26 protein-coding genes are annotated in these 24,348 nt (G+C 71.1%); 14 read left to right on the top strand and 12 right to left on the bottom strand.

Annotated features, from left to right (window positions below; all coding sequences use genetic code 11):
* Nucleotides 1–114: 114 nt before the first annotated feature.
* Entirely contained in the window at nucleotides 115–960 is an 846-nt protein-coding gene (locus AQI95_RS08725; protein WP_067119951.1) for a helix-turn-helix domain-containing protein, read from the top strand.
* Nucleotides 957–1,226 carry a DUF397 domain-containing protein gene (locus AQI95_RS08720; protein ID WP_067119948.1) on the top strand — a complete coding sequence of 90 codons (270 nt, stop codon included), beginning with the start codon at nucleotides 957–959 and terminating at the stop codon, nucleotides 1,224–1,226. Before AQI95_RS08725 ends, AQI95_RS08720 begins: the two co-directional genes overlap by 4 nt.
* A gap of 33 nt (nucleotides 1,227–1,259) precedes the next feature.
* Here AQI95_RS08720 and AQI95_RS08715 read toward each other — a convergent pair whose 3' ends face one another.
* Nucleotides 1,260–1,952 carry a PH domain-containing protein gene (locus AQI95_RS08715; protein WP_067119945.1) on the bottom strand — a complete coding sequence of 231 codons (693 nt, stop codon included), beginning with the start codon at nucleotides 1,950–1,952 and terminating at the stop codon, nucleotides 1,260–1,262.
* Between the two features lie 133 nt (nucleotides 1,953–2,085).
* On the opposite strand from AQI95_RS08715, the gene deoC reads away from it, so the two are divergent.
* From deoC to AQI95_RS08700, 3 genes are read left to right on the top strand one after another with little or no spacing between them, the layout of a single operon-like run.
* On the top strand, nucleotides 2,086–3,045 hold the full coding sequence (gene deoC / locus AQI95_RS08710; RefSeq protein ID WP_067119942.1) for a deoxyribose-phosphate aldolase: 960 nt from the start codon (nucleotides 2,086–2,088) through the stop codon (nucleotides 3,043–3,045).
* 5 nt (nucleotides 3,046–3,050) lie between these two features.
* A complete protein-coding gene (locus AQI95_RS08705) occupies nucleotides 3,051–4,511 on the top strand; it encodes an aldehyde dehydrogenase family protein (protein WP_067119940.1) in 1,461 nt (486 codons plus the stop codon).
* Nucleotides 4,504–5,409: an aldehyde dehydrogenase family protein gene (locus tag AQI95_RS08700; protein WP_067119937.1), complete on the top strand. Its 906-nt coding sequence runs from the start codon at nucleotides 4,504–4,506 to the stop codon at nucleotides 5,407–5,409. Before AQI95_RS08705 ends, AQI95_RS08700 begins: the two co-directional genes overlap by 8 nt.
* Nucleotides 5,410–5,507: 98 nt before the next feature.
* Here the strand turns inward: AQI95_RS08700 and AQI95_RS08695 are convergent, their stop codons facing one another.
* Entirely contained in the window at nucleotides 5,508–5,888 is a 381-nt protein-coding gene (locus AQI95_RS08695) for a hypothetical protein (RefSeq protein WP_067119934.1), read from the bottom strand.
* A gap of 126 nt (nucleotides 5,889–6,014) precedes the next feature.
* Here AQI95_RS08695 and AQI95_RS08690 point away from each other — a divergent pair, with 126 nt between their 5' ends.
* Nucleotides 6,015–6,650 carry a uridine kinase family protein gene (locus tag AQI95_RS08690; protein WP_244188669.1) on the top strand — a complete coding sequence of 212 codons (636 nt, stop codon included), beginning with the start codon at nucleotides 6,015–6,017 and terminating at the stop codon, nucleotides 6,648–6,650.
* Between the two features lie 196 nt (nucleotides 6,651–6,846).
* On the opposite strand, the gene AQI95_RS08685 is transcribed toward AQI95_RS08690, so the two are convergent.
* Entirely contained in the window at nucleotides 6,847–7,587 is a 741-nt protein-coding gene (locus AQI95_RS08685) for a SigE family RNA polymerase sigma factor (RefSeq protein WP_067119929.1), read from the bottom strand.
* A 239-nt stretch (nucleotides 7,588–7,826) separates the two neighbouring features.
* Between AQI95_RS08685 and afsQ1 the strand changes: the two genes are divergently transcribed.
* From afsQ1 to AQI95_RS08660, 5 genes are all read left to right on the top strand, one after another.
* Nucleotides 7,827–8,504, top strand: coding sequence for a two-component system response regulator AfsQ1 (afsQ1, locus tag AQI95_RS08680; protein ID WP_199272809.1), 678 nt, complete (start codon nucleotides 7,827–7,829; stop codon nucleotides 8,502–8,504).
* On the top strand, nucleotides 8,501–10,129 hold the full coding sequence (locus AQI95_RS08675) for an ATP-binding protein (protein WP_167361934.1): 1,629 nt from the start codon (nucleotides 8,501–8,503) through the stop codon (nucleotides 10,127–10,129). Before afsQ1 ends, AQI95_RS08675 begins: the two co-directional genes overlap by 4 nt.
* Nucleotides 10,126–10,728 carry a hypothetical protein gene (locus AQI95_RS08670; RefSeq protein WP_067119924.1) on the top strand — a complete coding sequence of 201 codons (603 nt, stop codon included), beginning with the start codon at nucleotides 10,126–10,128 and terminating at the stop codon, nucleotides 10,726–10,728. The genes AQI95_RS08675 and AQI95_RS08670 overlap by 4 nt, the downstream gene beginning before the upstream one ends.
* A 199-nt stretch (nucleotides 10,729–10,927) precedes the next feature.
* Nucleotides 10,928–11,497 carry a VanZ family protein gene (locus AQI95_RS08665; RefSeq protein WP_067119921.1) on the top strand — a complete coding sequence of 190 codons (570 nt, stop codon included), beginning with the start codon at nucleotides 10,928–10,930 and terminating at the stop codon, nucleotides 11,495–11,497.
* A 100-nt stretch (nucleotides 11,498–11,597) separates the two neighbouring features.
* Entirely contained in the window at nucleotides 11,598–11,801 is a 204-nt protein-coding gene (locus AQI95_RS08660) for a PspC domain-containing protein (protein ID WP_067119918.1), read from the top strand.
* A gap of 77 nt (nucleotides 11,802–11,878) precedes the next feature.
* Here AQI95_RS08660 and AQI95_RS08655 read toward each other — a convergent pair whose 3' ends face one another.
* Both AQI95_RS08655 and AQI95_RS08650 read right to left on the bottom strand, forming a co-directional pair.
* Entirely contained in the window at nucleotides 11,879–12,283 is a 405-nt protein-coding gene (locus AQI95_RS08655) for an ATP-binding protein (protein WP_067119914.1), read from the bottom strand.
* A 149-nt stretch (nucleotides 12,284–12,432) separates the two neighbouring features.
* Nucleotides 12,433–13,620 carry an adenosine deaminase gene (locus tag AQI95_RS08650; RefSeq protein ID WP_067119902.1) on the bottom strand — a complete coding sequence of 396 codons (1,188 nt, stop codon included), beginning with the start codon at nucleotides 13,618–13,620 and terminating at the stop codon, nucleotides 12,433–12,435.
* A gap of 134 nt (nucleotides 13,621–13,754) precedes the next feature.
* Between AQI95_RS08650 and AQI95_RS08645 the strand changes: the two genes are divergently transcribed.
* Complete coding sequence (locus tag AQI95_RS08645; protein ID WP_067119900.1) at nucleotides 13,755–14,516, top strand: alpha/beta hydrolase; 762 nt, start codon at nucleotides 13,755–13,757, stop codon at nucleotides 14,514–14,516.
* Between the two features lie 68 nt (nucleotides 14,517–14,584).
* Here AQI95_RS08645 and AQI95_RS08640 read toward each other — a convergent pair whose 3' ends face one another.
* Nucleotides 14,585–15,538 (bottom strand): LysR family transcriptional regulator, encoded by a 954-nt coding sequence (locus tag AQI95_RS08640; protein WP_067119898.1) that lies wholly within the window; start codon nucleotides 15,536–15,538, stop codon nucleotides 14,585–14,587.
* Nucleotides 15,539–15,600: 62 nt separating this feature from the next.
* Between AQI95_RS08640 and AQI95_RS08635 the strand changes: the two genes are divergently transcribed.
* Both AQI95_RS08635 and AQI95_RS08630 read left to right on the top strand, forming a co-directional pair.
* Entirely contained in the window at nucleotides 15,601–16,899 is a 1,299-nt protein-coding gene (locus AQI95_RS08635) for an MFS transporter (protein WP_067119896.1), read from the top strand.
* Between the two features lie 212 nt (nucleotides 16,900–17,111).
* Entirely contained in the window at nucleotides 17,112–18,125 is a 1,014-nt protein-coding gene (locus tag AQI95_RS08630) for a sigma-70 family RNA polymerase sigma factor (RefSeq protein WP_067119893.1), read from the top strand.
* Here AQI95_RS08630 and AQI95_RS44620 read toward each other — a convergent pair.
* The 6 genes from AQI95_RS44620 to AQI95_RS08605 all read right to left on the bottom strand — a co-directional run bounded on the left by AQI95_RS44620 (nucleotide 18,009) and on the right by AQI95_RS08605 (nucleotide 24,311).
* Entirely contained in the window at nucleotides 18,009–18,395 is a 387-nt protein-coding gene (locus tag AQI95_RS44620; RefSeq protein ID WP_159056487.1) for an STAS domain-containing protein, read from the bottom strand. The genes AQI95_RS08630 and AQI95_RS44620 overlap by 117 nt on opposite strands.
* A gap of 217 nt (nucleotides 18,396–18,612) precedes the next feature.
* Complete coding sequence (locus AQI95_RS08625) at nucleotides 18,613–19,890, bottom strand: thymidine phosphorylase (protein WP_208614118.1); 1,278 nt, start codon at nucleotides 19,888–19,890, stop codon at nucleotides 18,613–18,615.
* Between the two features lie 83 nt (nucleotides 19,891–19,973).
* Nucleotides 19,974–20,378: a cytidine deaminase gene (locus AQI95_RS08620; protein ID WP_067119887.1), complete on the bottom strand. Its 405-nt coding sequence runs from the start codon at nucleotides 20,376–20,378 to the stop codon at nucleotides 19,974–19,976.
* Nucleotides 20,375–21,661, bottom strand: a complete 1,287-nt coding sequence (locus AQI95_RS08615; protein ID WP_067119884.1) for an ABC transporter permease — start codon at nucleotides 21,659–21,661, stop codon at nucleotides 20,375–20,377. The genes AQI95_RS08620 and AQI95_RS08615 overlap by 4 nt, the downstream gene beginning before the upstream one ends.
* Entirely contained in the window at nucleotides 21,661–22,788 is a 1,128-nt protein-coding gene (locus tag AQI95_RS08610; protein WP_067119881.1) for an ABC transporter permease, read from the bottom strand. The genes AQI95_RS08615 and AQI95_RS08610 overlap by 1 nt, the downstream gene beginning before the upstream one ends.
* The gene (locus AQI95_RS08605; protein WP_244188688.1) at nucleotides 22,785–24,311 is read right to left on the bottom strand and encodes an ABC transporter ATP-binding protein; all 1,527 of its coding nucleotides are present in this window, start codon (nucleotides 24,309–24,311) and stop codon (nucleotides 22,785–22,787) included. Before AQI95_RS08605 ends, AQI95_RS08610 begins: the two co-directional genes overlap by 4 nt.
* Nucleotides 24,312–24,348: the final 37 nt, after the last annotated feature.

Here is a 24,348-nt window from a genome sequence, read left to right as displayed (position 1 = left end):
GTACGACAGCGATGGGGCGCCCCGCTCAGGGGCGCCCCATTTCGTCATTCCCGGCACCTGTGACTCTGTGGATCCATACGATGACGGAACGGAGTGTGACCGGAGGGGTGAGGGATGACGGAGGCGGACGAGCCCGGCTGGGAGGTCGACCCTGACGACGAGTGGGGCGTCGCCGTGATCGCGACGGTGGGGCGGCAGTTGAAGCTGCGGCGGGAGGCGGTGGGGATGCGGGCGGCGAAGTTCGCGGAGGCCATCGGGTACAGCGAGGACTTGATTTACAAAGTCGAGGGCGGCAAGCGGATTCCTCGCCGGGAGTACCTGGACAAGGCCGACGACGCGCTGAACGCGGACGGGCTCATCGCGGCCATGTGGGAGGACGTGAAGAAGGTCCGGTACCCGAAGAAGGTGCGGGAACTGGGGAAGCTGGAGGCGAACGCCGTCGAGATCGGCGTGTACGAGTGCAACATCATCGCCGGGTTGTTGCAGACGCCGGAGCATGCGCGGGTCCTGATCGGAGCTGCACAGCCGCCGTACTCGCCGGACGACGTGGACCGTATGGTGGCCGCTCGTCTGGCACGGCAGTCGGTCTTCGAACGGGATCCGGCCCCGTCCATCCACTTCGTGCTGGAAGAGGCACCGCTGCGCCGGCAGGTTGGGGGCACAATGGCGTGGCGACAGCAGCTCGAACATGTGCTGGAGGTGGGGCGGTTCAACAACGTCACACTTCAAGTCATGCCGACGGACACCGATGCCCATCCGGGGCTGGACGGCAGGATCGAGCTGCTCAAATTCCCGGACGGTACAGCGGTGGGACGCGCCGACGGTCTGTTCAACGGTCGGCCCATCACCGACCCAAAGCAGCTCCGCATCCTGGAACTGCAGTATGGAACCATCCGAGCGCAGGCCCTCCCACCACGGGAGTCGCTGACCTTCATCGAGAAACTGCTGGGAGAGACATGACCCGCAAGCCCTACGCCGGAACCCTCTCTGAACTGGCGTGGTTCAAAAGCAGCTACAGCGGCGGCACGAATGGCGAATCCTGCGTGGAAATGGCGCTGTCCTGGTTCAAAAGCAGCTACAGCAGCGGCACTGACGGCGAATCCTGCCTCGAAATAGCCACCACCCCCGCCACCATCCACATCCGCGACTCCAAGACCCCCGAGGGCCCCACCCTCACCCTCACCCCCGCCACCTGGACCGCCTTCGTCCCGTACGCCGCGAGGTGACGCGTCCTTCAAAGGGGACCGTATCCGCGCCGCTCAGCCGGTAGCGAGCAGGATCGCGAAGAGCACCGCACCGGCCACCGCCGGTGCGATCACCTCGTACGCCCACCGCACGGTGACCTCGCCCTGCGCCGACTCCGCCTCGCGGCGTCGTTCCAGCGTGTCCCGCAGCTCGTCCATGACCTGGTCGGTGTCCGCGCGGGTCGGACCGCTCGCGGCGGCCGAGCCGCCGACGCCGCCGAGGGCACCGAGGCCGCCGAGCCCCCGGCTCGCGCCACCGCCGCCGCGCGCCGCCTCCGCCGCCGCCTTCGACTTGCGCGCCTCCGCCTTCTTGCGGGCCCGCAGCGAGACAGGGATGGACCACAGCTGGTACTTGCGGCCGGACTTGGCGACGACCTCGTTGGAGTAGCTGGAGCGCAGCGAGGCGACCTCGCCCCAGGGCAGGCCGATCACCCGGAACGGGTTGCGGATCCGCAGCCGGTCCTCGCCCGCGAAGACCGCCGGGCGGAGCGTGAAGGCGATCACCAGCGGCACGACCAGGATCATCCCGGCGAGCGCCAGCCAGGGCGTGCGGCCATGTCCCTGGAACAGCGCGTCGAAGCCGAGCCAGCCGACGACGAGCAGCAGCATCACGCCGCCCGCGAGCGCCATGGGCGAGCGGTAGATCCGGTCCTGGGTGGCGGGCACCGGGGGCTGTGACGCGGGTGACTGGTGGTCCGGGGTCGTCATGGGGCCGATTCTGCCGTATGCCCGCGGCACCCGGCCGGTCCGCCCCGGCGCTCATCCGTGACCCCTGACCCAGATGTGAGCAAACCCGGGGCTATACATCCGCTACGCGCGTAGATATGCTCGTCTGGTGACCATGCCCACTACCGCACCCACAGCTCACGCTCTCTCGGACGTCACCGCGTCCGACAGCACGCTGCGCCGCTTCCTGCACGGGCTGCCCGGCGTCGACGCGGTCGGCCTGGAGGCGCGCGCCGCCTCTCTCGGCACCCGCTCCATCAAGACCACCGCGAAGGCGTACGCCATCGACCTCGCCATCTCGATGGTCGACCTGACGACGCTGGAAGGCGCGGACACCCCGGGCAAGGTCCGGGCGCTCGGCGCCAAGGCGGTCCACCCGGACCCGACGGACCGCACGACCCCCGCCACGGCGGCCGTCTGCGTCTATCCGGACATGGTGGCCGCCGCCAAGGAGGCCGTCGCCGGCTCGTCCGTCAAGGTCGCCTCCGTCGCCACCGCCTTCCCGGCCGGCCGCGCCGCCCTCGACGTGAAGCTGGCCGACGTGCGCGACGCCGTCGCCGCGGGCGCGGACGAGATCGACATGGTCATCGACCGGGGCGCGTTCCTCGCCGGCAAGTATCTGAAGGTGTACGACGAGATCGTCGCCGTGAAGCAGGCCTGCGGCGACAGCGCCCGGCTGAAGGTCATCTTCGAGACCGGCGAGCTGTCGACGTACGACAACATCCGCCGCGCCTCCTGGCTCGGCATGATCGCCGGCGCCGACTTCATCAAGACCTCGACGGGCAAGGTCGCGGTGAACGCCACGCCCGCCAACACCCTGCTGATGCTGGAGGCGGTGCGCGACTTCCGCGCCCAGACCGGCGTCCAGATCGGCGTGAAGCCCGCCGGCGGCATCCGCACCAGCAAGGACGCGATCAAGTTCCTGGTCCTGGTCAACGAGACCGCGGGCGAGGACTGGCTGGACAACCACTGGTTCCGCTTCGGCGCCTCCTCGCTGCTCAACGACCTGCTGATGCAGCGCCAGAAGCTGGCCACCGGCCGCTACTCCGGCCCCGACTACGTGACGGTGGACTGATCACCATGACCGAAAAGATCACGGAAAAGCGGTCTTCCGCGTTCGAGTACGCACCGGCGCCCGAGTCCCGCTCGGTCGTCGACATCGCGCCGTCCTACGGCCTGTTCATCGACGGCGAGTTCGTGGACGCGGCCGACGGCAAGGTCTTCAAGACGGTGTCGCCCAGCACGGAAGAGGTGCTGTCCGAGGTCGCCCAGGCCGGCGAGGCGGACGTCGAGCGCGCGGTGAAGGCCGCCCGCAAGGCCTTCGAGAAGTGGTCGGCGCTGCCCGGCTCCGAGCGCGCCAAGTACCTGTTCCGCATCGCCCGGATCATCCAGGAGCGCAGCCGCGAGCTGGCCGTCCTGGAGACCCTGGACAACGGCAAGCCGATCAAGGAGACCCGCGACGCGGACCTCCCCCTGGTGGCCGCCCACTTCTTCTACTACGCGGGCTGGGCCGACAAGCTCGACCACGCCGGCTTCGGCGCGAACCCGAAGCCGCTGGGCGTGGCCGGCCAGGTCATCCCGTGGAACTTCCCGCTGCTGATGCTGGCGTGGAAGATCGCCCCGGCGCTCGCGACCGGCAACACGGTCGTCCTCAAGCCCGCCGAGACCACCCCCCTCTCGGCGCTGTTCTTCGCGGACATCTGCCGCCAGGCGGGCCTGCCCAAGGGCGTCGTCAACATCCTTCCGGGCTACGGCGACACGGGCGCCGCGCTCGTCGCGCACCCGGACGTGAACAAGGTCGCGTTCACGGGCTCGACCGCCGTCGGCAAGGAGATCGCGCGGACGGTCGCCGGCACGAGCAAGAAGCTCACCCTGGAGCTGGGCGGCAAGGGCGCCAACATCGTCTTCGACGACGCCCCGATCGACCAGGCCGTCGAGGGCATCGTGACCGGCATCTTCTTCAACCAGGGCCAGGTCTGCTGCGCCGGGTCCCGGCTCCTCGTCCAGGAGTCGGTCCAGGACGAGCTGATGGACTCCCTCAAGCGCCGCCTGTCCACGCTGCGCCTCGGCGACCCGCTGGACAAGAACACGGACATCGGCGCGATCAACTCCGCCGAGCAGCTGGCCCGGATCACCGCGCTCGCCGAGCAGGGCGAGGCAGAGGGCGCCGAGCGCTGGTCCCCGGCCTGCGAACTGCCCGCCTCCGGCTACTGGTTCGCCCCGACGCTGTTCACGAACGTCACCCAGGCGCACACCATCGCCCGCGACGAGATCTTCGGCCCGGTGCTGTCGGTGCTCACCTTCCGCACCCCGGACGAGGCGGTCGCCAAGGCGAACAACACGCAGTACGGCCTGTCGGCGGGCATCTGGACCGAGAAGGGTTCGCGGATCCTGGCGGTGGCGAGCAGGCTTCGCGCGGGCGTGATCTGGTCCAACACGTTCAACAAGTTCGACCCGACCTCGCCGTTCGGCGGCTACAAGGAGTCGGGCTTCGGCCGCGAGGGCGGCCGTCACGGCCTGGAGGCGTACCTCGATGTCTGAGAAGACCGAAAAGACCGAACCGCGACTGTCGGTCTTCAAGACCTACAAGCTGTACGTCGGCGGGAAGTTCCCGCGTTCCGAGAGCGGCCGGGTGTACGAGGTGACGGACTCCAAGGGCAAGTGGCTGGCCAACGCTCCGCAGTCCTCCCGCAAGGACGCCCGTGACGCGGTCGTCGCCGCCCGCAAGGCGTTCGGCGGCTGGTCCGGGGCGACGGCCTACAACCGCGGCCAGGTCCTCTACCGGGTCGCGGAGATGCTGGAGGGCCGGCGCGAGCAGTTCGTGCGCGAAGTGGCCGACGCGGAGGGCCTGTCCAAGTCGAAGGCGGCCGCGGTCGTGGACGCCGCGATCGACCGCTGGGTCTGGTACGCGGGCTGGACCGACAAGATCGCCCAGGTGATCGGCGGCGCCAACCCGGTCGCGGGCCCGTTCTTCAACCTCTCCTCGCCCGAGCCGACCGGCGTGGTCGCCGTCGTGGCCCCGCAGGAGTCGTCCTTCCTGGGCCTGGTCTCGGTCCTGGCCCCGGTGATCGCCACCGGCAACACGGCGGTCGTGATCGCGAGCGAGAAGGCGCCGCTCCCTGCCCTCTCCCTGGCCGAGGTGCTGGCCACCTCCGACGTCCCCGGCGGCGTGGTCAACGTCCTGTCCGGCCGCACGGCGGAGCTCGCGGCACCGCTGGCCGCACACCAGGACGTCAACGCGATCGACCTCGCGGGCGCCGACGAGGCGCTGGCGAAGGAGCTGGAGATCGCGGCGGCCGACAACCTGAAGCGGGTCCTTCGTCCACAGCCTGTGGATTACTTCGGGACGCCGGGCACCGAGCGGCTGACGGCGTTCCTGGAGACCAAGACGGTCTGGCACCCGACGGGTTCGCTGGGCGCTTCCGGCTCGTCGTACTGAGCCCACCGCGCCCGGCCGAGCCGGTCCGCACGACCGAGAGCCGCGCCTTCCCTCCGTCCGGGGAAGACGCGGCTCTCTCGTCTGAGGCCGGCCACCGGCTACTGCATCCCGGCCATGCCGCTCAGCACTCCGCCGAGCCCCTCCGTCACCGGGACGATGCCGATCGGACCCGTCCGGGCGAGCGGACCGGTCAGGCTGCCGAGGTCGCCGTCGTCCACCGGAAGGACACGGGTGTGGGCGACCGGGGTGTACTGGATCGCCTGCAGGGGGGTGGCGGCGTAGTCGGTCAGCCCCGGCACCTGGGCGCCGCCCTCCGGGGCCATCGCCCCGAGCGAGGCGGGCAGCCCGGACGCCGCCGCACCACGAGCGGCGTCCGCGGACGCCGTCGCCACACCCGCGCCCAGCGCGGCCGAGGCGGTCGCGAGGACGATCAGGGCGCGCTTCGCGGTGTGGTTGAGGGGGGACGCGTGTCGTGCCATCTGAGGGCCACCTTATGTCGCGTTGGGTAACAAGTTCGACACGAAGAGTAGTTGAGGTGAGGGTCACGCTCAAAAGCCGACCCGCGGGGTCGGCAGGCGGGCCCCCATGCGTCAAACTGGTGTTCCGTGAGCCTTCATCTCCCGTCCCCCGCCCGTGTCGTGCTGCTGTGCGGCCCCTCGGGCTCGGGCAAGTCCCTCGTCGCCGCCCGTTCCGGGCTCCCCGTGCTGCGCCTCGACGACTTCTACAAGGAGGGCGCCGACCCGACTCTGCCCCTGGTGGAGGAGAGTTCGGACATCGACTGGGACCACCCGCAGTCCTGGGACGCGGACGTCGCCGTCGAGGCCATCACCCGACTGTGCGCCACCGGATCGACGCCGGTGCCCGTGTACGACATCGCGCTGAGCGCCCGCACCGGCGAGGAGACGCTGCGCATCGGCCGTACCCCGCTGTTCGTCGCGGAAGGCATCTTCGCCGCGGAGATCGTCGAGCGCTGCCGTGAACTGGGCGTGCTGGCGGACGCGCTGTGCCTGACCCGGGGCCCGGTGACCACCTTCCGCCGCCGCTTCCTGCGCGACCTGAAGGAGGGGCGCAAGTCGATCCCGTTCCTGCTGCGCCGCGGCTGGCGGCTGATGCGCACGGAGCGGTCGATCGTCGCCCGCCAGACGTCCCTGGGCGCGCACCCGTGCGGCCGCAACGAGGCACTGGGCCGGCTGGCGGCAGCGGCGGCGGGACGGCACACGCGGCAGCGGACGACGGCGTAGCGGCGGCCGGAGCGGACGCACACGTGAAGCGGGACTGGACAGGCCCCCCGACCCTCCAGCCCCGCTCCTCGTGCTCCCCCGTGCCCTCCCCCCGCTTCCCCCGTTTCCCCTCGATCGTCCCCCGTGGGCCCACCCCCCAGTGGGCCCCTGTTCTCCCCCGTGTCCCCCAGGGTCACCCCCCAGTGACCCCCGACCTTCAGGCGACCAGTTCGCCGAAGGCGTTCTCCTCGTCACGGCCGAAGCTGAGGACCTCGTCCTCGCGCAGCCGGCGCAGCGACCGCCAGATGCTGGACTTCACCGTGCCGACACTGATGTCGAGGATCTCCGCGATCTCCGGGTCCGTACGGCCCTCGTAGTAGCGCAGGACCAGCATGGTGCGCTGGAGTTCGGGGAGCCGGGCCAGTGCCTGCCACAGGACCGCGCGCAGCTCGGTGCCGCGCATCGCGTCCGTGTCGGAGGGCGTCTCCGGCAGTTCCTCGGTCGGGTACTCGTTGAGCTTGCGGCGCCGCCAGGCGCTGATGTGCAGGTTCGTCATGGTGCGGCGGAGGTATCCGCCGACCGCCGCCTTGTCGCTGATCCGCTCCCACGCCTTGTACGTCGAGAACAGCGCGCTCTGCAGCAGGTCCTCGGCCTCGAAGCGGTCGCCCGTCAGGTGGTAGGCGGTGGCGTACAGGGAGGCGCGGCGCTCCTGGACGTAGGCGGTGAACTCCGCCTCCGTCAGGGAGCGGCGCTGCTCCCCCGAGTCCTCCCTGTACGCGGTTCCCCCGTGTGTCTCCCCCACATGCGCGTCAACCACCGTCATGTATGCGGTGTGCTGACGCCCGGTGCCGCGAGCGCACCCCCGCCCGCTCACGGCACCGGACTTCTCGGACCCCCGGTGCACGTCGTGCAGACGCGTGATTACGGCGCTGGTGCTGATGCTGTGCAGCGTGTTCATCTCGCGCTCCCCGTCATGGACTTCCGGTGGTTCGGTCGTACCGGGCCGGTTCGGCCTGCCGCCCTGCCCGTGTCCAAAAGACTGCCGGGGCCACTTCATCGCCGTGTCCGTCGACTGTCACAGACCTGTCACAGGGGTCCCGTCCAGGACCATCACAGGACGTGCACAGAGAGTGGCGCCAGGAAAGGCCTGGTGCGCACAGGTCGTACGACACCCCGTCCATGGGCCAGAATGAGCCCGTGCCTTCCCTGTTGCTGATCGAGGACGACGACGCCATCCGGACGGCCCTGGAGCTCTCCCTGACGCGCCAGGGCCACCGGGTGGCGACCGCTGCCAGCGGTGAGGACGGTCTGAAGCTGCTGCGCGAGCAGCGGCCCGACCTGATCGTGCTGGACGTCATGCTGCCCGGCATCGACGGCTTCGAGGTGTGCCGGCGCATCCGGCGCACCGACCAGCTGCCGATCATCCTGCTGACCGCGCGGAGCGACGACATCGACGTCGTGGTCGGGCTGGAGTCGGGAGCCGACGACTACGTCGTCAAACCCGTCCAGGGCCGGGTGCTGGACGCCCGCATCCGGGCCGTGCTGCGGCGCGGGGAGCGCGAGTCCAGCGACTCGGCGACCTTCGGCAACCTCGTCATCGACCGTTCGGCCATGACCGTGACGAAGAACGGCGAGGACCTGCAGCTGACGCCGACCGAGCTGCGGCTGCTGCTGGAGCTGAGCCGGCGGCCCGGTCAGGCGCTGTCCCGCCAGCAGCTGCTGCGGCTGGTGTGGGAGCACGACTACCTGGGCGACTCCCGCCTGGTGGACGCGTGTGTGCAGCGGCTGCGCGCCAAGGTGGAGGACGTGCCGTCCTCCCCGACCCTGATCCGTACCGTCCGCGGTGTCGGCTACCGCCTGGACTCGCCTCAGTGACGGACACGCAAGAGGGCCTGCGCGGCTGGGCCGCGGGGCGCAAGGGGAGTCTGTCGCGGCTCAGGTTCACCAGCCTCAGGCTGCGCCTGGTCGTCGTCTTCGGGCTGGTGGCCCTGACCGCGGCCGTGTCGGCGTCCGGCATCGCCTACTGGCTCAACCGCGAGGCGGTGCTCACCCGCGCCCAGGACGCGGTGCTGCGCGACTTCCGGCAGGAGATGCAGAACCGCGCGGGCGCGCTGCCGGAACACCCCACGCAGGACCAACTCCAGCGTGCGGCGGGCCAGATGGCGGCCAGCAGCCAGCGCTTCAGCGTGCTCCTGGTCGCGTCGGACACCGGCGGCAAGACGGTGTACGGCAACTCGGGCGGCATCAACGGCTTCTCGCTGGAGGACGTGCCGAAGGCGCTGCGCACGGCCGTGGGCAAGCAGCAGAAGGTGACCGACGCCAACAAGGAGCCGTACCACCTGTACTGGCAGCGGGTCGTGGACCACGGCACGCCGTACCTGGTGGCCGGCACCAGGGTGATCGGTGGCGGCCCCACCGGCTACATGGCCAAGTCGCTCGAACCGGAGGCGAAGGACCTCAACTCGCTGGCCTGGTCGCTGGGCATCGCCACCGGGCTCGCGCTGATCGGCGCCGCGCTGCTCGCGCAGGCCGCCGCGACGACCGTGCTGAAGCCCGTGCACCGGCTGGGCGTCGCCGCCCGGCGGCTCGGCGAGGGCAAGCTGGACACCCGGCTGCGGGTGTCCGGCACGGACGAACTCGCCGACCTGTCACGGACGTTCAACAACGCGGCCGAGGCGCTGGAGCACCGGGTCGCGGAGATGGCCGCGCGGGACGACGCCTCCCGCCGCTTCGTGGCGGACATGTCGCACGAGCTGCGTACACCCCTGACGGCGATCACCGCCGTCACGGAGGTGCTGGAGGAGGAGCTGGAGTCCGAGGCCGGCGGCATCGACCCGATGATCGAGCCCGCGGTCCGGCTGGTGGTCAGCGAGACCCGCCGTCTGAACGACCTGGTCGAGAACCTGATGGAGGTCACCCGCTTCGACGCGGGCACCGCCCGGCTGGTCCTGGACGACGTCGACGTCGCCGACCAGATCACCGCGTGCATCGACGCCCGCGCCTGGCTGGACGCGGTCGAGCTGGACGCCGAACGCGGCATCCACGCCCTCCTCGATCCGCGCCGGCTGGACGTCATCCTCGCCAACCTGATCGGCAACGCGCTCAAGCACGGCGGATCGCCGGTGCGGGTGTCGGTGCGCGTGGCCGACGACGATGTGGTGATCCAGGTCCGCGACCACGGTCCCGGCATCCCCGAGGACGTCCTGCCGCACGTCTTCGACCGCTTCTACAAGGCGAGCGCCTCCCGGCCGCGCTCCGAGGGCAGCGGCCTGGGCCTGTCCATCGCGATGGAGAACGCCCATATCCACGGCGGCGAGATCACCGCCGCCAACTCGCCCGACGGCGGCGCGGTGTTCACGCTGCGACTGCCGAGGGACGTCACCCGGCTGACGGAGGAACCCGACGACGGCGAGCGGGACGGCGGCGCGGGAGATTCAGGAAGTTCAGGAAGCCCGGAGGGCTCGGGAAGCTCGAGAAGTTCAGGAAAGGAGGGGTCATGACCGTACGACGCCTGCTGGCGCTGCCCCTCCTGGGCCTGCTGCTCGGCGGCTGCGGCATCCGGGCCACGGAGGTGCCGACCGACTTCGGCGCCGCGCCCTCGCGGGTGCCGTGCTCCCTGCCCGGCCCGAAGCTGTCCACGCAGTCCGCGCAGGGCGTGCCCGTGCAGGTGTTCCTGCTGTGCGGGGCGTCCCTGGTGGCCGTCGACCGTTCGGTACGCGTCCCGGAGGGCACCCCGGACGCGCGGCGCCGGGTGATCGTGGCGCAGGGCCTGCTGGACCAGCTCGCGGCATCCCCCGCGGCCGCGGAGCGCTCCGCGGGCTACACGACGTACGTGCCGGGCGCGCTGAACGTGACCGGACCGCACCCCGGGGACCCCGAGGACGCGCTCCGGCTGAGCACGCCGCCGTCGCGCCTGACCTCCTACGCGCTGGCCCAGCTGGTGTGCACCCTGTCCGACTCGGCGGCGACGGAGGGCGACGGCTCGGTCATCCTGGGCGGCCCGGACGCCGGTCCCCTGCACCGCTACGAATGCACGGCCGACGTTCGCGACCGCCCCGGCACCATCGCGCCCCCGTCCAGCGAGGTCACCGGGCGCTGACCTTCCCGCCACGGCCGACGGCACCGCAGCCCCGCCAGGGGCGCGGGGAACTGCGCGAGCAGCCACGACGAACCCGCACCCGCCCACGGCCGCACCGCGCCCCACCACTGGGCCGTGGCGAACCCCGGGCATCGAAGCGCAGGCCACCGAAAAGTTCCGCCGCGGAACCGTCCGAGCCCGGCGCGGCGTCTTGGCTGGCGTGCAGCGTCAAGGCTCCATCGGCGGCAGCGCCGCGATCCGCATCCGGGCGACAGGCGGTGTCCTGCTCGTCGCCCACCTCGCCGTCGTCGCCTGGCTGATGCTGCGGCCCCTGGACGTGCCCTGGGTGACGCCGCCCAATCTGCACCCCCTGGCGGGTATCCGCGCCGACCTGGCGCTGGGCTGGCCGCAGGCCGCGAGACGCATCGGCGAGGGCCTCGCCCTGCTCGCCCCGCTGGGCGTGCTGCTGCCGATGGCGCACGGCCGGCTCGCCGTCTCCCCGCTCGCCTCCCTGATCCGTACGGCGGCCGCGGGCGCCCTGGTCTCCCTCGGCATCGCCCTGCTGCAGACCGGCGTACCCGGCCGGGTCGTGGATGTCGACTCGCTGCTGCTCAACACCGCCGGGGTGATCGCAGCCCATCTGGTCTTCGTCCCCGTCGGCCGCGCCCGGCTGCGGCGCCGGGAGCGACGGCAGCCGGACGAGGGCACCGAGGCACGGTCCGTCACCGTCCAGGAGGAGCTGTCTCAGGGGCGTACCCCGACGATTCCCAGGGTCGGGATAGCTCCGTAGAGTGACGCTTCGCCCGCTTCGTCTCCGTATCGTCGAAGACAGCTGAAGACAGCCGGAAAGCCCGGAAACAGCGAATCGACGTCACGAAGGAGACCCCGCCATGAGCGCCCTTGCCCGTCCCACCCACGGCCGCATGATCGGCGGAGTGTGCGCAGCGCTGGCCCGGCGCTTCGGCACCTCCGCGACGACGATGCGGGTGATCTTCCTGCTGTCCTGCCTGCTGCCCGGCCCGCAGTTCCTGCTCTACATAGCCCTGTGGATCCTGCTCCCGGCGGAGGGCAAGACGCGGACCGCCGCCTGGTGACCGCCGTTGCGCGAACGCCGTCGGGGCGCCCCCGGACCGGACCGGGGCGCCCCGACGGCGTCGTACAGCGGTCGGCGTCAGCCGAGCGTGACCCCCTTCATCGGCAGGTTCTGCGGTGACAGGCCCTGCGTGGGCAGACCCTGCGTGGGCAGGTTCGGCGCCTGCAGCCCGCCGATACGGCTGTGGAGCGGCGCGGTCGGGCCTCCCTGCAGCGCGTTCTCGACGGTCGGCTGGGTGGCGGCCACCCCGGCCCCCAGGGCGTCCTGCCCCCGGCTGATGGCGTCCTGCCCGCGGGTGAGGGCGTCGGCGGCACCCGGCTGCGCCGTGCCGACGTTCTCGGCGGGCAGGGTCCGGGTGACGGTGTCCAGCGCCGGGGTCGCGTCCGGGACGGCCGTGGCCGCGCTCGCCGCGCCCGCGCCGAGCGCGGCGAAGGCGGCACCGAGAGCGGCGACACCGAGGGTCCTGGCAGCGGAGTGCTTCATGAAAATGCGTCCTTGAAACGAGGGGACGGGGGAACAAAAACGATGAACGGTCACACGACCGTAAACATCGCCTATCGCCCGCCGCAAACACCGAAATGCGGACGGGTTGTGAACGCTCTGTTCACAACCCGCCCCCCGTCTCATCGCCTCTATCCCGCGGACCCCTCAGAAGCCCTGGTGGAGGCCGTCTGCTGAAACAGCCATTCGGATTTCAGCTCCGCATATCCAGGCTTGATGACGTCATTGATCATCGCAAGCCGTTCATCGAAAGGAATGAACGCCGATTTCATGGCATTGACGGAGAACCACTGCAGATCGTCGAGCGTGTAACCAAAGGCATCGGCGAGACGCTCGAATTCCTGGCTCATGCTCGTGTGCGACATCAGCCGGTTGTCGGTGTTCACGGTGGCCCGGAAGTGCAGCCGGCGCAGCAGCCCGATCGGATGCTCGGCGTACGAGGGGGCGGCCCCGGTCTGCAGGTTCGAGCTGGGGCACAGCTCCAGGGGGATCCGCTTGTCGCGTACGTACGACGCCAGCCGGCCGAGCCGCACCGAGCCGTCCTCGCGGACCTCGATGTCGTCGATGATCCGCACGCCGTGCCCGAGCCGGTCGGCACCGCACCACTGCAGCGCCTGCCAGATGGACGGCAGCCCGAAGGCCTCGCCGGCGTGGATGGTGAAGTGGTTGTTCTCGCGCTTGAGGTACTCGAAGGCGTCCAGGTGGCGGGTGGGCGGGTAGCCGGCCTCGGCGCCGGCGATGTCGAAGCCGACGACACCGAAGTCCCGGTGGCGGTTGGCGAGTTCGGCGATCTCCAGGGAGCGGGCCGCGTGCCGCATGGCGGTCAGCAGCGCGCCGACCCGGATGCGCCGTCCGGCCTCCCGGGCGAGCCGTTCCCCCTCCCGGAAGCCCTCGTTGACGGCCTCGACCACCTCCTCCAGGCTCAGCCCGGCCTCCAGGTGCTGCTCGGGGGCGTAGCGCACCTCGGCGTAGACGACGCCGTCCTCGGCGAGGTCCTCGGCGCACTCCCGGGCGACGCGGACGAGCGCCTGCCGGGTCTGCATCACGCCCACGGTGTGCCTGAAGGTCTCCAGATACCGTTCCAGCGAGCCGGAGTCGGCGGCCTCGCGGAACCAGATGCCCAGCTTGCCCGGATCGGTCTCGGGAAGCTCCGAGTAGCGGCTGTCCTGGGCGAGTTCGACGACGGTTCCCGGGCGGAGCCCACCGTCGAGATGATCGTGCAGCAGAACCTTGGGCGCCCGGCGGATCTGGTCCGGCGTCGGTACGTGCCCCGGGACACTCGCGGAGACGGTCCCGGTCGGTGCGGTCTCGCTCGTCATTTCCGCACTCTAACGCCTACGCGCGTAGAGCGCCGTGTGGGCGCGACGGCTGTTTCCGGGCACTTTTCCGTCGATACCCAACGGTGACCGCACGTACGGGTTTCGTCCACCGCACCTTCTGACACTGTTCTGTCATGGGACAGCAGGCGACACCGGTCCGAACGGCCGGCCTGGGCAGGACGGTCGGCCCGGTGCCGACGGCGGTGAGCGGAGCGGTGCTGCTCCTCCCCGGCGGGGAGGAGGTCTCCGCCCGCAGGCCGTCCCCCGTCCGGACGACGGTCTCCGTGCGCTCCCTGGGCCGCGCGCTCGCCCGCGCCGGCCGCACGGAGGGGCTCGCCGTCCACACCGTCCGCTACCGCTACCGGGGCTGGAACGGCAGCGAGGCCCATCTGGCTGCGGACGCGAAGTGGGCCAGCGACGAGGTCGTACGACGGTACGGGGACGTCCCCGTGTGCCTGGTCGGGCTGGACATGGGCGGCCGGGCGGCGCTGCGGGCGGGCGGTCACGAAGCCGTCAACTCCGTCGTGGCGCTCGCCCCTTGGCTCCCGGAGGACGATGTGGCCGCGCCCACCGAGCCGGTGAGGCAGCTCGCGGGGCGCCGGGTGCTCATCGTGCACGGCACGAACGACGCCCGCACCGACCCCGAGCTGTCGTTCCGGTTCGCGGCGCGGGCGAAGAAGGCGAACCGGGAGGTGTGCCGGTTCGAAGTGCACTCCGACGGGCACGGGTTGCACGGCCACCGGGACGAAGTGTCGTGCCTGGCCGTCGACTTCATGATGGGGGCGCTGTTCGGGCACCAGGTGTCGCGGCCCGTCGAGGACGCGTTGGCGGCGCCGCCGCCGATCGGGCTTCGGATGCCGTTGGCCGCGGGGTTCGGCCGGTCGTTGAAGCGGTAGGGCCTGTCGGTTCCGGCGTCTGCGGGGTGCGGGTCCGGCGCGGCTCGCCGCGCGGTTCCCCGCGCCCCTCAGTCCGGCAGCAGATTGCCCCTCCTCGACTGCAGGAACTTCTTGAAGGCGGCCACCGGGGGTGTGTCCGGACGGTTGGCGAGCCACGCGACGCCGATCTCCCGCACCGCTCTCGGGGCCGTCACCGACAGTTCCACGACCCCCGGCCTCGGGACCGTCGGCGGCGGCAGGAGGGCGACCCCGAGGCCCGCCGCCACCAGGCCCCGCAGGGTCTCCGCCTCCTCGCCCTCGAAGGCGACCTTCGGGCGGAAGCCGGCCTCGCGGCACAGGCTGTCGAAGATGCGGCGAAGGCCGTAGCCGGGCTCCAGGGTGACGAATGTTTCCTCGGCCGCCTCGACGAGGCGGATGCGCCGGCGGGCGGCCAGCCGGTGGTCGGCGGGGACGACCAGGCGCAGCTTCTGCTCGTCCAGGCGGCGGGCGACCAGGTCGGGGGCGTCCGGGACGGGGGAGGTCAGGCAGAGGTCCAGTTCGCCCGCCCGCAGGCGCTCCAGCATGGCCTCGCCGTAGTTCTGGACCAGGCTGAAGCGGACGCGCGGGTGGTCGGCGCGGAACGCGTGCAGCAGACCGGGTACGGTCTCGGCGCCCAGGGTGTGCAGGAAGCCGAACGCGACCTTGCCGGCGGCCGGGTCGCTGTCGACGCGCACCTCCTCGGCGGCCCGCTCGATCTCGGCGAGGGCCCGTTCGACGGAGGCGAGGAAGGTGCGGCCGGCGGGGGTCAGCGAGACGGTACGGCCGTGCCGGGCGAACAGGTCGACGCCCAGGTCCTGCTCCAGCCGGACCATCGCGCGGGACAGGGTGGACTGCGGGACGTTCATCTCGTGGGCGGCCCGGGTGACGTGCTCGGTACGGGCCACACCGGCGAAGTACGCGAGGCGAGGCGCGAGCAACAGCGCCATGTCTTCTGTGTCACTGTTCGATGACAGGTGAGCCTGTGAGCTTTGCTGATGCACCATGGGAACGATTATGGCCAGTCCATGCATTGGACGGATGAGAGGGCCGTATCTACGGTCGAAGCATGTCTCCCGCCAGTACCGGGGCGTCCACCACCGTGGGCGCCGCAACGCTCGTCCCTTCCGCCGACTCCACCTCCGTCGACTCCGACTCCCGGATGACCCCGGGCGGCCCCGGCTACCGCCGGATGAGCCTCGCCCTCTTCCTGGCCGGAGTCGCGACCTTCGCTCTCCTGTACTCCACACAGGCCCTGCTGCCGCTGATCTCGGGCGAGTTCGGGGTGGCGCCGAGCGAGGCGAGCTGGACCGTGGCCGCCGCGACCGGCGGACTGGCCCTGTTCGTGCTGCCGATGAGCGCGCTGTCGGAGCGCTTCGGCCGCCGTTCGGTGATGACGGCCTCGCTGGCCGTCGCGGTCGTGGTCGGACTGCTGGTGCCGTTCGCGCCGTCGATCGGCGCGCTGGTGGTGCTGCGGGCGGTGCAGGGTGCGGCGCTGGCCGGTCTGCCGGCCTCGGCTCAGGCCTATCTGGCCGAGGAGGTCCGGCCGAAGGCGCTGATCACGGCGATCGGCCTGTTCGTCGCGGGCAACAGCGTCGGCGGCATGAGCGGCCGGGTGATCACCGGCTGGGTGGCCCAGGAGTGGGGCTGGCGGGTCGCCGTCGGCGCGATCGGCGTGATCGCGGTCGGCTGCGCCGTGGCGTTCCGGCTGCTGCTGCCGGCTCCCCGGCACTTCGAGGCGGGCTCGCTGCGGCCCGGCGTCCTGCTCGGCACGGTCCGCGACCATCTCGCGAACCCGCTGCTGCGGCGCCTGTACGCGATCGGCGCGTTGTTCATGACGGTGTTCGGCGGCGTCTACACCGTGATCGGCTACCGGCTGACCGAGGCGCCGTTCGGGCTGCCGCAGGGCATCGCCGGCTCGATCTTCCTGGTCTACCTGGTGGGCACCGTCTCCGCGTCCGTGGCGGGCCGGCTGGTGGGCCGGCTCGGCCGCCGGGGCGCGCTGTACCTGGCGGGCGGTACGACGACGGCGGGTCTGCTGCTCTCGCTGGCCCCCGCGCTGCCGCTGGTCCTGCTGGGCCTGGTGCTGATCACGGCCGGCTTCTTCGCGGGCCACGCGGTGGCCTCCTCGGCGGTCAGCAAGACGGCCGTCCACGGCCGCGCCCAGGCTTCGGCCCTGTACCAGTCCATGTACTACATCGGCTCCAGCGTCGGCAGCACGGTCGGCGCGATGGCCTTCCACTCGGACGGCTGGGACGGCACGGTCGGCGTCGGCCTGCTCGCGGTGTTCGGCGTCGTCACCATCACCGTGCTCGGCTCCCGGGCGGCGCGCGTGGCGGCCCGGCAGACGCCGGTCGTGGCGCACTGAGCGCACCGGGCGGGGGCGATGCGGGGTACGGGCATGCGGGCCCGTACCCCGCACGCGTGTCCAGGCGTACAAGGGCGCTCGCTCCACGGAAGCAACCGATCCGAGCCGGGCGTTTTCGCGCTCGGGGAGCCGTTGTCAGTGGCCTGCGGTAGCTTCGCCATTGCCGGGGTGCGAAGGCGCGCCACAGGGACGGCCGCAGGGGTGGGTGGACGATGGGCGACAGTACGGCGACGGCGGACCTCGACGTCGCACTGGAGAAACACCGGACCGAACTGACCGGGTACTGCTACCGGATGCTCGGTTCGTCCTTCGAGGCCGAGGACGCGGTGCAGGACACCCTGGTGCGCGCCTGGCGGAGCTACGAGAAGTTCGAGGGCCGCTCCTCACTGCGCTCGTGGCTGTACCGGATCGCGACGAACGTCTGCCTGGACATGCTGACGGCGGGCAACAAGCGGGCGCGGCCGATGGACCTCACCGAGTCGACGCCGCTGGCCCAGGCGGCCCTGTCCCCCCGACCGGACCACACCTGGCTGGAGCCCATGCCGGACGCGCGCGTGCTGCCGACGGTCGACGACCCGGCGGAGGCGGCCGTCGCCAAGGAGTCGGTCCGGCTCGCCTTCATGGCGGCCCTGCAGCAACTGCCGCCCAAGCAGCGGGCGGTGCTGATCCTGCGCGAGGTGCTGGCCTGGCGGGCGAGCGAGGTGGCCGAGCTGCTGGACACCACGGTCGCCTCGGTCAACAGCGCCCTGCAGCGGGCGCGGGCCACGCTCGCGCAGCGCGCGGACGCGGGTGCGGAGGGCGCGGTCTCGGACCCGCTGGACGAGGAGCAGCAAAAGCTCCTGCAGCGCTATGTGAAGGCGTTCGAGGGGTACGACATGACGGCGCTGACGGCGCTGCTCCACGAGGACGCCGTCATGACGATGCCGCCGTTCGACCTGTGGCTGCGCGGCCCGGCCGACATCACCGGTTTCATGACCACCCTCGGCGCCTCCTGCGCCGGCTCCCGGCTGCTGCCGGTGCAGGTCAACGGCCTTCCCGGGTTCGCGCACTACAAGCCGGACGAGGAGAAGGGCGGCTTCAGCCCCTGGGCCGTGCAGGTGCTGGAGCTGTCAGACGGCCGGATCACCGGTTTCCACTGCTTCCTCGACACCAAGCGCTGGTTCCCCCTCTTCGACCTGCCCCTCCATCTGGAAGCGGAGTCCGACGACGTCGAGAAGGGCGGATAGCGCGGGGTCGGGATCCCGCAGCCGGATCCGCCCGCCGGCTCGGCGGGCGGCCAGCTCCAGCCGCGCCAGCAGGTCCACGGCCGCCAGCCCCGGGGGTCCGAGCCCGCCGACATCGCATACGACGACCCCGGCGCCGGTGGCCTCCAACAGCGCCCGCACTCGGGCGCACAACCCCGCCACCTCGTCCCGGGCGACGCGGCCGGGCAGCGTGAGCACAGCGGGTGTCTCGGCATTCACAACCGGTAGACCGGCGGAGCGCACCGAACTCATCGCCGGCCAAAGGCCCCGGACCGGGCTTCAGTCGACGGGGAACTCACCGGTGTCGATCGTGACCTCGTGGGACGAAGGATCCGTCAGACCGGTTCGTCCCATGCACTGTCAGCCATGACGTCATCGCCGTCGATCACATCCATGGCGCCGTCGAACACGCCGAACGGGACCGGTGGAGGCCCACCGGTCCCGTTCACCCGAAAGGGAAATCCCCTGGTCAGGCGATACGTTCCAGCACCACCGGCGTCGCCGTGAAGTCCGTGCCCGCCTCCGCGATGTCGTAGGAACCCTCCACCGCCTGCAGCGCGTACTCGAAGCGCTCCGGGGTGTCCGTGTGGAGGGTGAGGAGCGGCTGGCCCTCCGTCACCGTGTCGCCCGGCTTCGCGTGCATCTCGATGCCCGCCGCCGCCTGCACCGGGTCCTCCTTGCGGGCGCGGCCGGCGCCGAGGCGCCAGGCGCCGACGCCGATGTCGTAGGCGTCGAGGCGGGTGAGGACACCGGAGGAGGGGGCCTTGATCACGTGCTGTTCGCGGGAGGTGGGCAGTTCCGCGTCCGGGTCGCCGCCCTGCGCCGCGATCATCCGGCGCCAGACGTCCATCGCCGAGCCGTCGGCCAGGGCCTTCGCCGGGTCGGTGTCCTTGATGCCGGCCGCGTCGAGCATCTCGCGGGCCAGGGCGATCGTCAGCTCCACGACGTCCGCGGGGCCGCCGCCCGCCAGGACCTCGACCGACTCGCGGACCTCCAGGGCGTTGCCCGCCGTGAGGCCGAGCGGGGTCGACATGTCCGTCAGGAGGGCCACCGTCCGCACACCGTGGTCGGTGCCGAGGCCGACCATCGTGGAGGCCAGCTCGCGCGCGTCCTCGATCGTCTTCATGAAGGCGCCGGTGCCGACCTTCACGTCCAGCACCAGCGACCCGGTGCCCTCGGCGATCTTCTTGGACATGATGGACGAGGCGATCAGCGGGATCGCCTCCACGGTGCCGGTCACATCACGCAGGGCGTACAGCTTCTTGTCCGCCGGGGCCAGGCCGTCGCCCGCGGCGCAGATCACCGCGCCCGTGGTGTCGAGGACGTTCAGCATCTCCTCGTTGGAGAGCAGCGCGCGCCAGCCCGGGATCGACTCCAGCTTGTCCAGCGTGCCGCCGGTGTGGCCGAGGCCCCGGCCGGAGAGCTGCGGGACCGCAGCGCCGCAGGCCGCGACGAGAGGCGCCAGCGGGAGGGTGATCTTGTCGCCGACGCCGCCCGTGGAGTGCTTGTCGGCCGTCGGGCGGGACAGGGCCGAGAAGTCCATGCGCTCGCCGGAGGCGATCATGGCCGCGGTCCAGCGGGCGATCTCGCCGCGGTTCATGCCGTTGAGCAGGATCGCCATGGCGAGCGAGGACATCTGCTCGTCGGCGACCTCGCCACGCGTGTACGCGTCGATGACCCAGTCGATCTGCTCGTCGGTCAGCTCGCCGCGGTCCCGCTTGGTGCGGATGACGGAGATGGCGTCCATGGCCATGGCTGGGGACTTCCTTCCGGGAGGTGCGAAGAGGTACGGCCCCCCTGAGCGGATGCGGTCAGGGGGGCCGTACGGCGTTACTGGGTGAGATGGTCCGGGCCGAAGGCCTGGGGCAGCATCTCGGAGAGGGGCAGGACACCCTTCGGGGTGTCCACGAGGAGTTCGGGGCCGCCGAACTCGTACAGCAACTGGCGGCAGCGACCGCACGGCACGAGCAGGGCGCCCTTGCCGTCCACGCAGGTGAAGTGCGTGAGGTGGCCGCCGCCCGTGCGCTGCAGGTCCGAGACCAGGCCGCACTCGGCGCACAGGCCGAGGCCGTAGGAGGCGTTCTCGACGTTGCAGCCGGTGACCGTGCGGCCGTCGTCGGCCTGGGCCGCCGCGCCGACCGGGAAGCCGGAGTAGGGGGCGTAGGCGTGAGACATCGCCTCCCGCGCCACCTTCCGCAGCGCCTCCCAGTCGAACTCGGCGGCTCGCTGTGTCACTTGCCCTGGCCCTTCCGGTAGCGCATGCCGTCCGCCTTCGGCATCCGCAGGCGCTGCGCCGACAGGGACAGCACCAGCAGGGTGACGACGTACGGCGTGGCGCCCACGAAGTCGCTCGGGACGGTGTCGGTGAGCAGGTACCAGACCAGGATCAGCCCGGCCATGACGAGACTGATCACGCCCTGCAGCATCGCCTTGCGGTACAGCTTCCAGCCTGCCAGGGCCACCAGCAACACGACCAGCAGGAGCAGCAGCGCGTGGACGGTCGTACCGCCGTTGCGCAGCTGGAGCGCGTCGGAGTAGCCGAACAGGCCGGCGCCCATCGCGAGGCCGCCCGGACGCCAGTTGCCGAAGATCATCGCCGCGAGGCCGATGTAGCCGCGGCCGCCGGTCTGGCCCTCCAGGTAGGTGTGCGAGGTGACCAGGGCCAGGAAGGCACCGCCGAGACCGGCGAGGCCGCCGGAGACGGCGACGGCTGCGTACTTGTACGAGTACACGTTGACGCCGAGCGACTCCGCGGCGGTCGGGTTCTCGCCGCAGGAGCGCAGCCGCAGACCGAACGGCGTGCGCCACAGCAGCCACCAGCTGGCGACGAACAGCACCGCGGCCAGGACGGTGATCACGGACAGATGGGTGATCAGGCCGCCGAGGATGCCGGCGATGTCGGAGATCAGGAACCAGTGGTGGTTCTCGATCGTCTGCAGGCCGTCGGAGAGGCCGGGCACGGTGACGTCCGGCAGCGAGGCCGCCGGCGGGGACTGCTTGGGGTTGCCGCCCGCGTTGGCCGCGGCACCGCCGCTGAAGAACAGCTTGGCCAGGTACTGGGTGGCACCGAGCGCGAGCAGGTTGATCGCGACACCGGAGACGATGTGGTCGACGCCGAAGGTGACGGTGGCGACGGCGTGCACCAGGCCGCCGACGACACCGAAGGCGATGCCCATCAGCAGGCCGAGCCAGGGGTTGGTCTGCCAGCCGATCCAGCCGGCGCCGAAGGTGCCGAGGATCATCATGCCTTCGAGGCCGATGTTGACCACACCGGCCCGCTCGGACCACAGGCCGGCGAGACCGGCGAGGCCGATCGGCACGGCGAGGCCGAGGGCGGCGCTGACCTGCCCGGCGGAGTCGAGGTCCTGCGAGCCGGTGATCACGCGGACCGCGGCCAGGAGCAGCAGCGCCCCCGCGACGATCATGAGGATCTGGCCGAGCGAGCGGCCCGAGCGCTGGGGCGCGCCGCCCGCCTTGGGCGCCGCCGGCGGCGGCGTGTCGGTCATCGTGGCAGTCATCACGCCACCTCCTGCTTCTTCGTCGTGGCGGCGGCCTGGGCGGCGAGTTCCGCGCCGACCTTCTGCTGCTGGCGCTTGAGGCCGTAGCGGCGTACGACCTCGTAGGCGATGACGACGCACAGGACGATGACGCCCTGGATGACGCCGAGGATCTCCTTGTCGTAGCCCTGGAACTCCAGGTGGTTGGTGGTGCGCTCCAGGAAGCCCCACAGCAGGGCGCCGAGCGCGATGCCGATCGGGTTGTTGCGGCCGAGCAGCGCGATGGCGATGCCGGTGAAGCCGATGCCCGTGGGGAAGTCGCTGCTGAACTGGTAGCTGTCGTTGAGCAGGGTCGGCATGCCGATCAGACCGGCCACCGCACCCGAGATGATCATGCTGGTGGCGATCATCTTCTTCACCGACACACCGCTCGCGGCGGCGGCGCTCTCGGACTGGCCGACGGTGCGCAGGTCGTAGCCGAACCGGGTGCGGCCGAGCACGAACCAGTACGCGATGCCGACGGCGACGGCGACGAAGATGAAGCCCCACAGGTCGCCGGCCGGGCCGGTGTTGATGCCGAAGAAGTGCGAGGACGACGGCAGCGGCTTGGTGGCGACGACGGTGCCGCCCTGCTGGAGCTGGGCCAGCTTTCCGGGCTGGAGCAGATAGGCGATGATCGCGGTGGCGATCGAGTTCAGCATGATCGTCGAGATGACCTCGCTGACGCCTCGGGTCACCTTGAGGATGCCGGCGATGGCCGCCCACAGGGCGCCGGTCGCCATGGCGCAGATCAGGATCAGCGGGACGGCGAGCCAGCCGGGCACGGTCAGCGCGCCGCCGAGGACGGCGGCGAAGAACGCGGCGAGCCGGTACTGGCCGTCGACACCGATGTTGAACAGGTTCATCCGGAAGCCGATGGCCACCGAGACACCCGCGAGGTAGTACGTGGTCGCCTTGTTGAGGATGTAGACCTGGCTGTCGCTGGCGAAGCCGTAGGTCAGCATGTCGTTGAAGGCGGGACCGGGGTTCTTGCCGGTCGCGAGGATCACCATGGCGGTGACGACGAGCGCGGCGACGACCGCCAGCACCGGTGCGGCGAGGCCGAGGAACAGCCGCTCCTTGTCGATCCGTGAGGTCAGCTTGTTCATCGCTCGTCGTCCTCTGTGTGCTCCAGGTGGCCGGTGGCCGCACCCGTCATGGCGGAGCCCAGCTCTTCGGGGGTGATGGTGGCGGGGTCGGCGTCGGCGACCAGGCGGCCGCGGTACATCACCCGCAGGGTGTCGGAGAGCCCGATCAGCTCGTCCAGGTCGGCGGAGATCAGCAGGACGGCCAGGCCCTCGCGGCGGGCCTCGCGGATGTAGTCCCAGATGGCCGCCTGGGCGCCGACGTCCACACCACGGGTGGGGTGGGCGGCGATGAGCAGCTTGGGGTTGTGGCTCATCTCGCGGCCGACGATCAGCTTCTGCTGGTTGCCGCCGGAGAGCGAGGCCGCGGTGACCTCGATGCCGGGGGTGCGGACGTCGTAGGCCTCGACGATCCGCTCGGTGTCGGCGCGGGCGGCCTTGATGTCGAGGAGACCGCCCTTGGAGTTGGGCTTCTCGGTGACGTGGCCGAGGATCCGGTTCTCCCACAGCGGGGCCTCGAGGAGCAGGCCGTGGCGGTGGCGGTCCTCGGGGATGTAGCCGATGCCGGACTCGCGGCGGCGGCGGGTGGGGGCGTGCGAGATGTCGGCGTCGTCGAGGGTGATCACGCCGGCGTCGGGGTCGCGCATGCCCATGATCGCCTCGACCAGCTCGGACTGGCCGTTGCCCTCCACGCCGGCGATGCCGAGGACCTCGCCCTTGTGGATGGTGAAGGAGATCTGGTCCAGGACGATCCGCTCGATGCCCTCGAGGTCGGTCTGCCCGAGGTGCAGACCGTCCACCTTCAGCATCGGGACGTCCGTGACGGTGGACTCCGTCGTCTCCGGGGTGGGCAGCTCGCTGCCGACCATCATCTCGGCGAGCTGCTTGGTGGTGGTCTTGGACGGCTCGGCCGTGCCGACCGTCGTACCGCGCCGGATGACGGTGATCTCGTCGGCGACGGAGAGCACCTCGCCCAGCTTGTGGGAGATGAAGATGACGGTGAGGCCCTCGGCCTTCAGCTCGCGCAGGTTGTCGAAGAGAGCGTCGACCTCCTGCGGCACGAGCACGGCGGTGGGCTCGTCCAGGATGAGGGTCTTGGCGCCGCGGTAGAGGACCTTGAGGATCTCCACGCGCTGGCGGTCGGCGACGCCCAGTTCCTCGACGAGCACGTCGGGGCGGACGTTCAGGCCGTACGCGTCGGAGATCTCCTTGATCTTCGCGCGGGCCTTGCCGCCGATGCCGTACAGCTTCTCCGCGCCGAGGACGACGTTCTCCAGCACGGTGAGGTTGTCGGCGAGCATGAAGTGCTGGTGCACCATGCCGATGCCGCGGGCGATGGCGTCGCCGGGGTTGCTCAGGACGACTTGCTCGCCGCCCACGGTGATGGTGCCCTCGTCCGGCTGCTGCATGCCGTAGAGGATCTTCATCAGGGTCGACTTGCCGGCGCCGTTCTCACCGCACAGGGCATGGACGGTGCCCGTACGAACCGTGATGTCGATGTCGCGGTTGGCGACGACGCCGGGGAAACGCTTGGTGATGCCGCGCAGTTCGACGGCAGCGGGAGGGCTGGACGCGTTGATGGCG

Origin of the sequence: Streptomyces yokosukanensis, assembly GCF_001514035.1 — a bacterium.
Classification (GTDB): domain Bacteria; phylum Actinomycetota; class Actinomycetes; order Streptomycetales; family Streptomycetaceae; genus Streptomyces; species Streptomyces yokosukanensis.
This window is presented reverse-complemented; position numbering and strand designations above follow the sequence as displayed.

What these genes read in the sequence shown, in the direction of transcription:
- AQI95_RS08725 (WP_067119951.1), top strand. Translation starts at nt 115, where the DNA reads ATGACGGAGGCGGACGAGCCCGGCTGGGAGGTCGACCCTGACGACGAG.
- AQI95_RS08720 (WP_067119948.1), top strand. Translation starts at nt 957, where the DNA reads ATGACCCGCAAGCCCTACGCCGGAACCCTCTCTGAACTGGCGTGGTTC.
- AQI95_RS08715 (WP_067119945.1), bottom strand. Translation starts at nt 1,952, where the DNA reads ATGACGACCCCGGACCACCAGTCACCCGCGTCACAGCCCCCGGTGCCC.
- deoC (WP_067119942.1), top strand. Translation starts at nt 2,086, where the DNA reads ATGCCCACTACCGCACCCACAGCTCACGCTCTCTCGGACGTCACCGCG.
- AQI95_RS08705 (WP_067119940.1), top strand. Translation starts at nt 3,051, where the DNA reads ATGACCGAAAAGATCACGGAAAAGCGGTCTTCCGCGTTCGAGTACGCA.
- AQI95_RS08700 (WP_067119937.1), top strand. Translation starts at nt 4,504, where the DNA reads ATGTCTGAGAAGACCGAAAAGACCGAACCGCGACTGTCGGTCTTCAAG.
- AQI95_RS08695 (WP_067119934.1), bottom strand. Translation starts at nt 5,888, where the DNA reads ATGGCACGACACGCGTCCCCCCTCAACCACACCGCGAAGCGCGCCCTG.
- AQI95_RS08685 (WP_067119929.1), bottom strand. Translation starts at nt 7,587, where the DNA reads ATGAACACGCTGCACAGCATCAGCACCAGCGCCGTAATCACGCGTCTG.
- AQI95_RS08670 (WP_067119924.1), top strand. Translation starts at nt 10,126, where the DNA reads ATGACCGTACGACGCCTGCTGGCGCTGCCCCTCCTGGGCCTGCTGCTC.
- AQI95_RS08660 (WP_067119918.1), top strand. Translation starts at nt 11,598, where the DNA reads ATGAGCGCCCTTGCCCGTCCCACCCACGGCCGCATGATCGGCGGAGTG.
- AQI95_RS08655 (WP_067119914.1), bottom strand. Translation starts at nt 12,283, where the DNA reads ATGAAGCACTCCGCTGCCAGGACCCTCGGTGTCGCCGCTCTCGGTGCC.
- AQI95_RS08650 (WP_067119902.1), bottom strand. Translation starts at nt 13,620, where the DNA reads ATGACGAGCGAGACCGCACCGACCGGGACCGTCTCCGCGAGTGTCCCG.
- AQI95_RS08645 (WP_067119900.1), top strand. Translation starts at nt 13,755, where the DNA reads ATGGGACAGCAGGCGACACCGGTCCGAACGGCCGGCCTGGGCAGGACG.
- AQI95_RS08640 (WP_067119898.1), bottom strand. Translation starts at nt 15,538, where the DNA reads ATGGTGCATCAGCAAAGCTCACAGGCTCACCTGTCATCGAACAGTGAC.
- AQI95_RS08635 (WP_067119896.1), top strand. Translation starts at nt 15,601, where the DNA reads ATGTCTCCCGCCAGTACCGGGGCGTCCACCACCGTGGGCGCCGCAACG.
- AQI95_RS08630 (WP_067119893.1), top strand. Translation starts at nt 17,112, where the DNA reads ATGGGCGACAGTACGGCGACGGCGGACCTCGACGTCGCACTGGAGAAA.
- AQI95_RS44620 (WP_159056487.1), bottom strand. Translation starts at nt 18,395, where the DNA reads ATGAGTTCGGTGCGCTCCGCCGGTCTACCGGTTGTGAATGCCGAGACA.
- AQI95_RS08625 (WP_208614118.1), bottom strand. Translation starts at nt 19,890, where the DNA reads ATGGACGCCATCTCCGTCATCCGCACCAAGCGGGACCGCGGCGAGCTG.
- AQI95_RS08615 (WP_067119884.1), bottom strand. Translation starts at nt 21,661, where the DNA reads ATGACTGCCACGATGACCGACACGCCGCCGCCGGCGGCGCCCAAGGCG.
- AQI95_RS08610 (WP_067119881.1), bottom strand. Translation starts at nt 22,788, where the DNA reads ATGAACAAGCTGACCTCACGGATCGACAAGGAGCGGCTGTTCCTCGGC.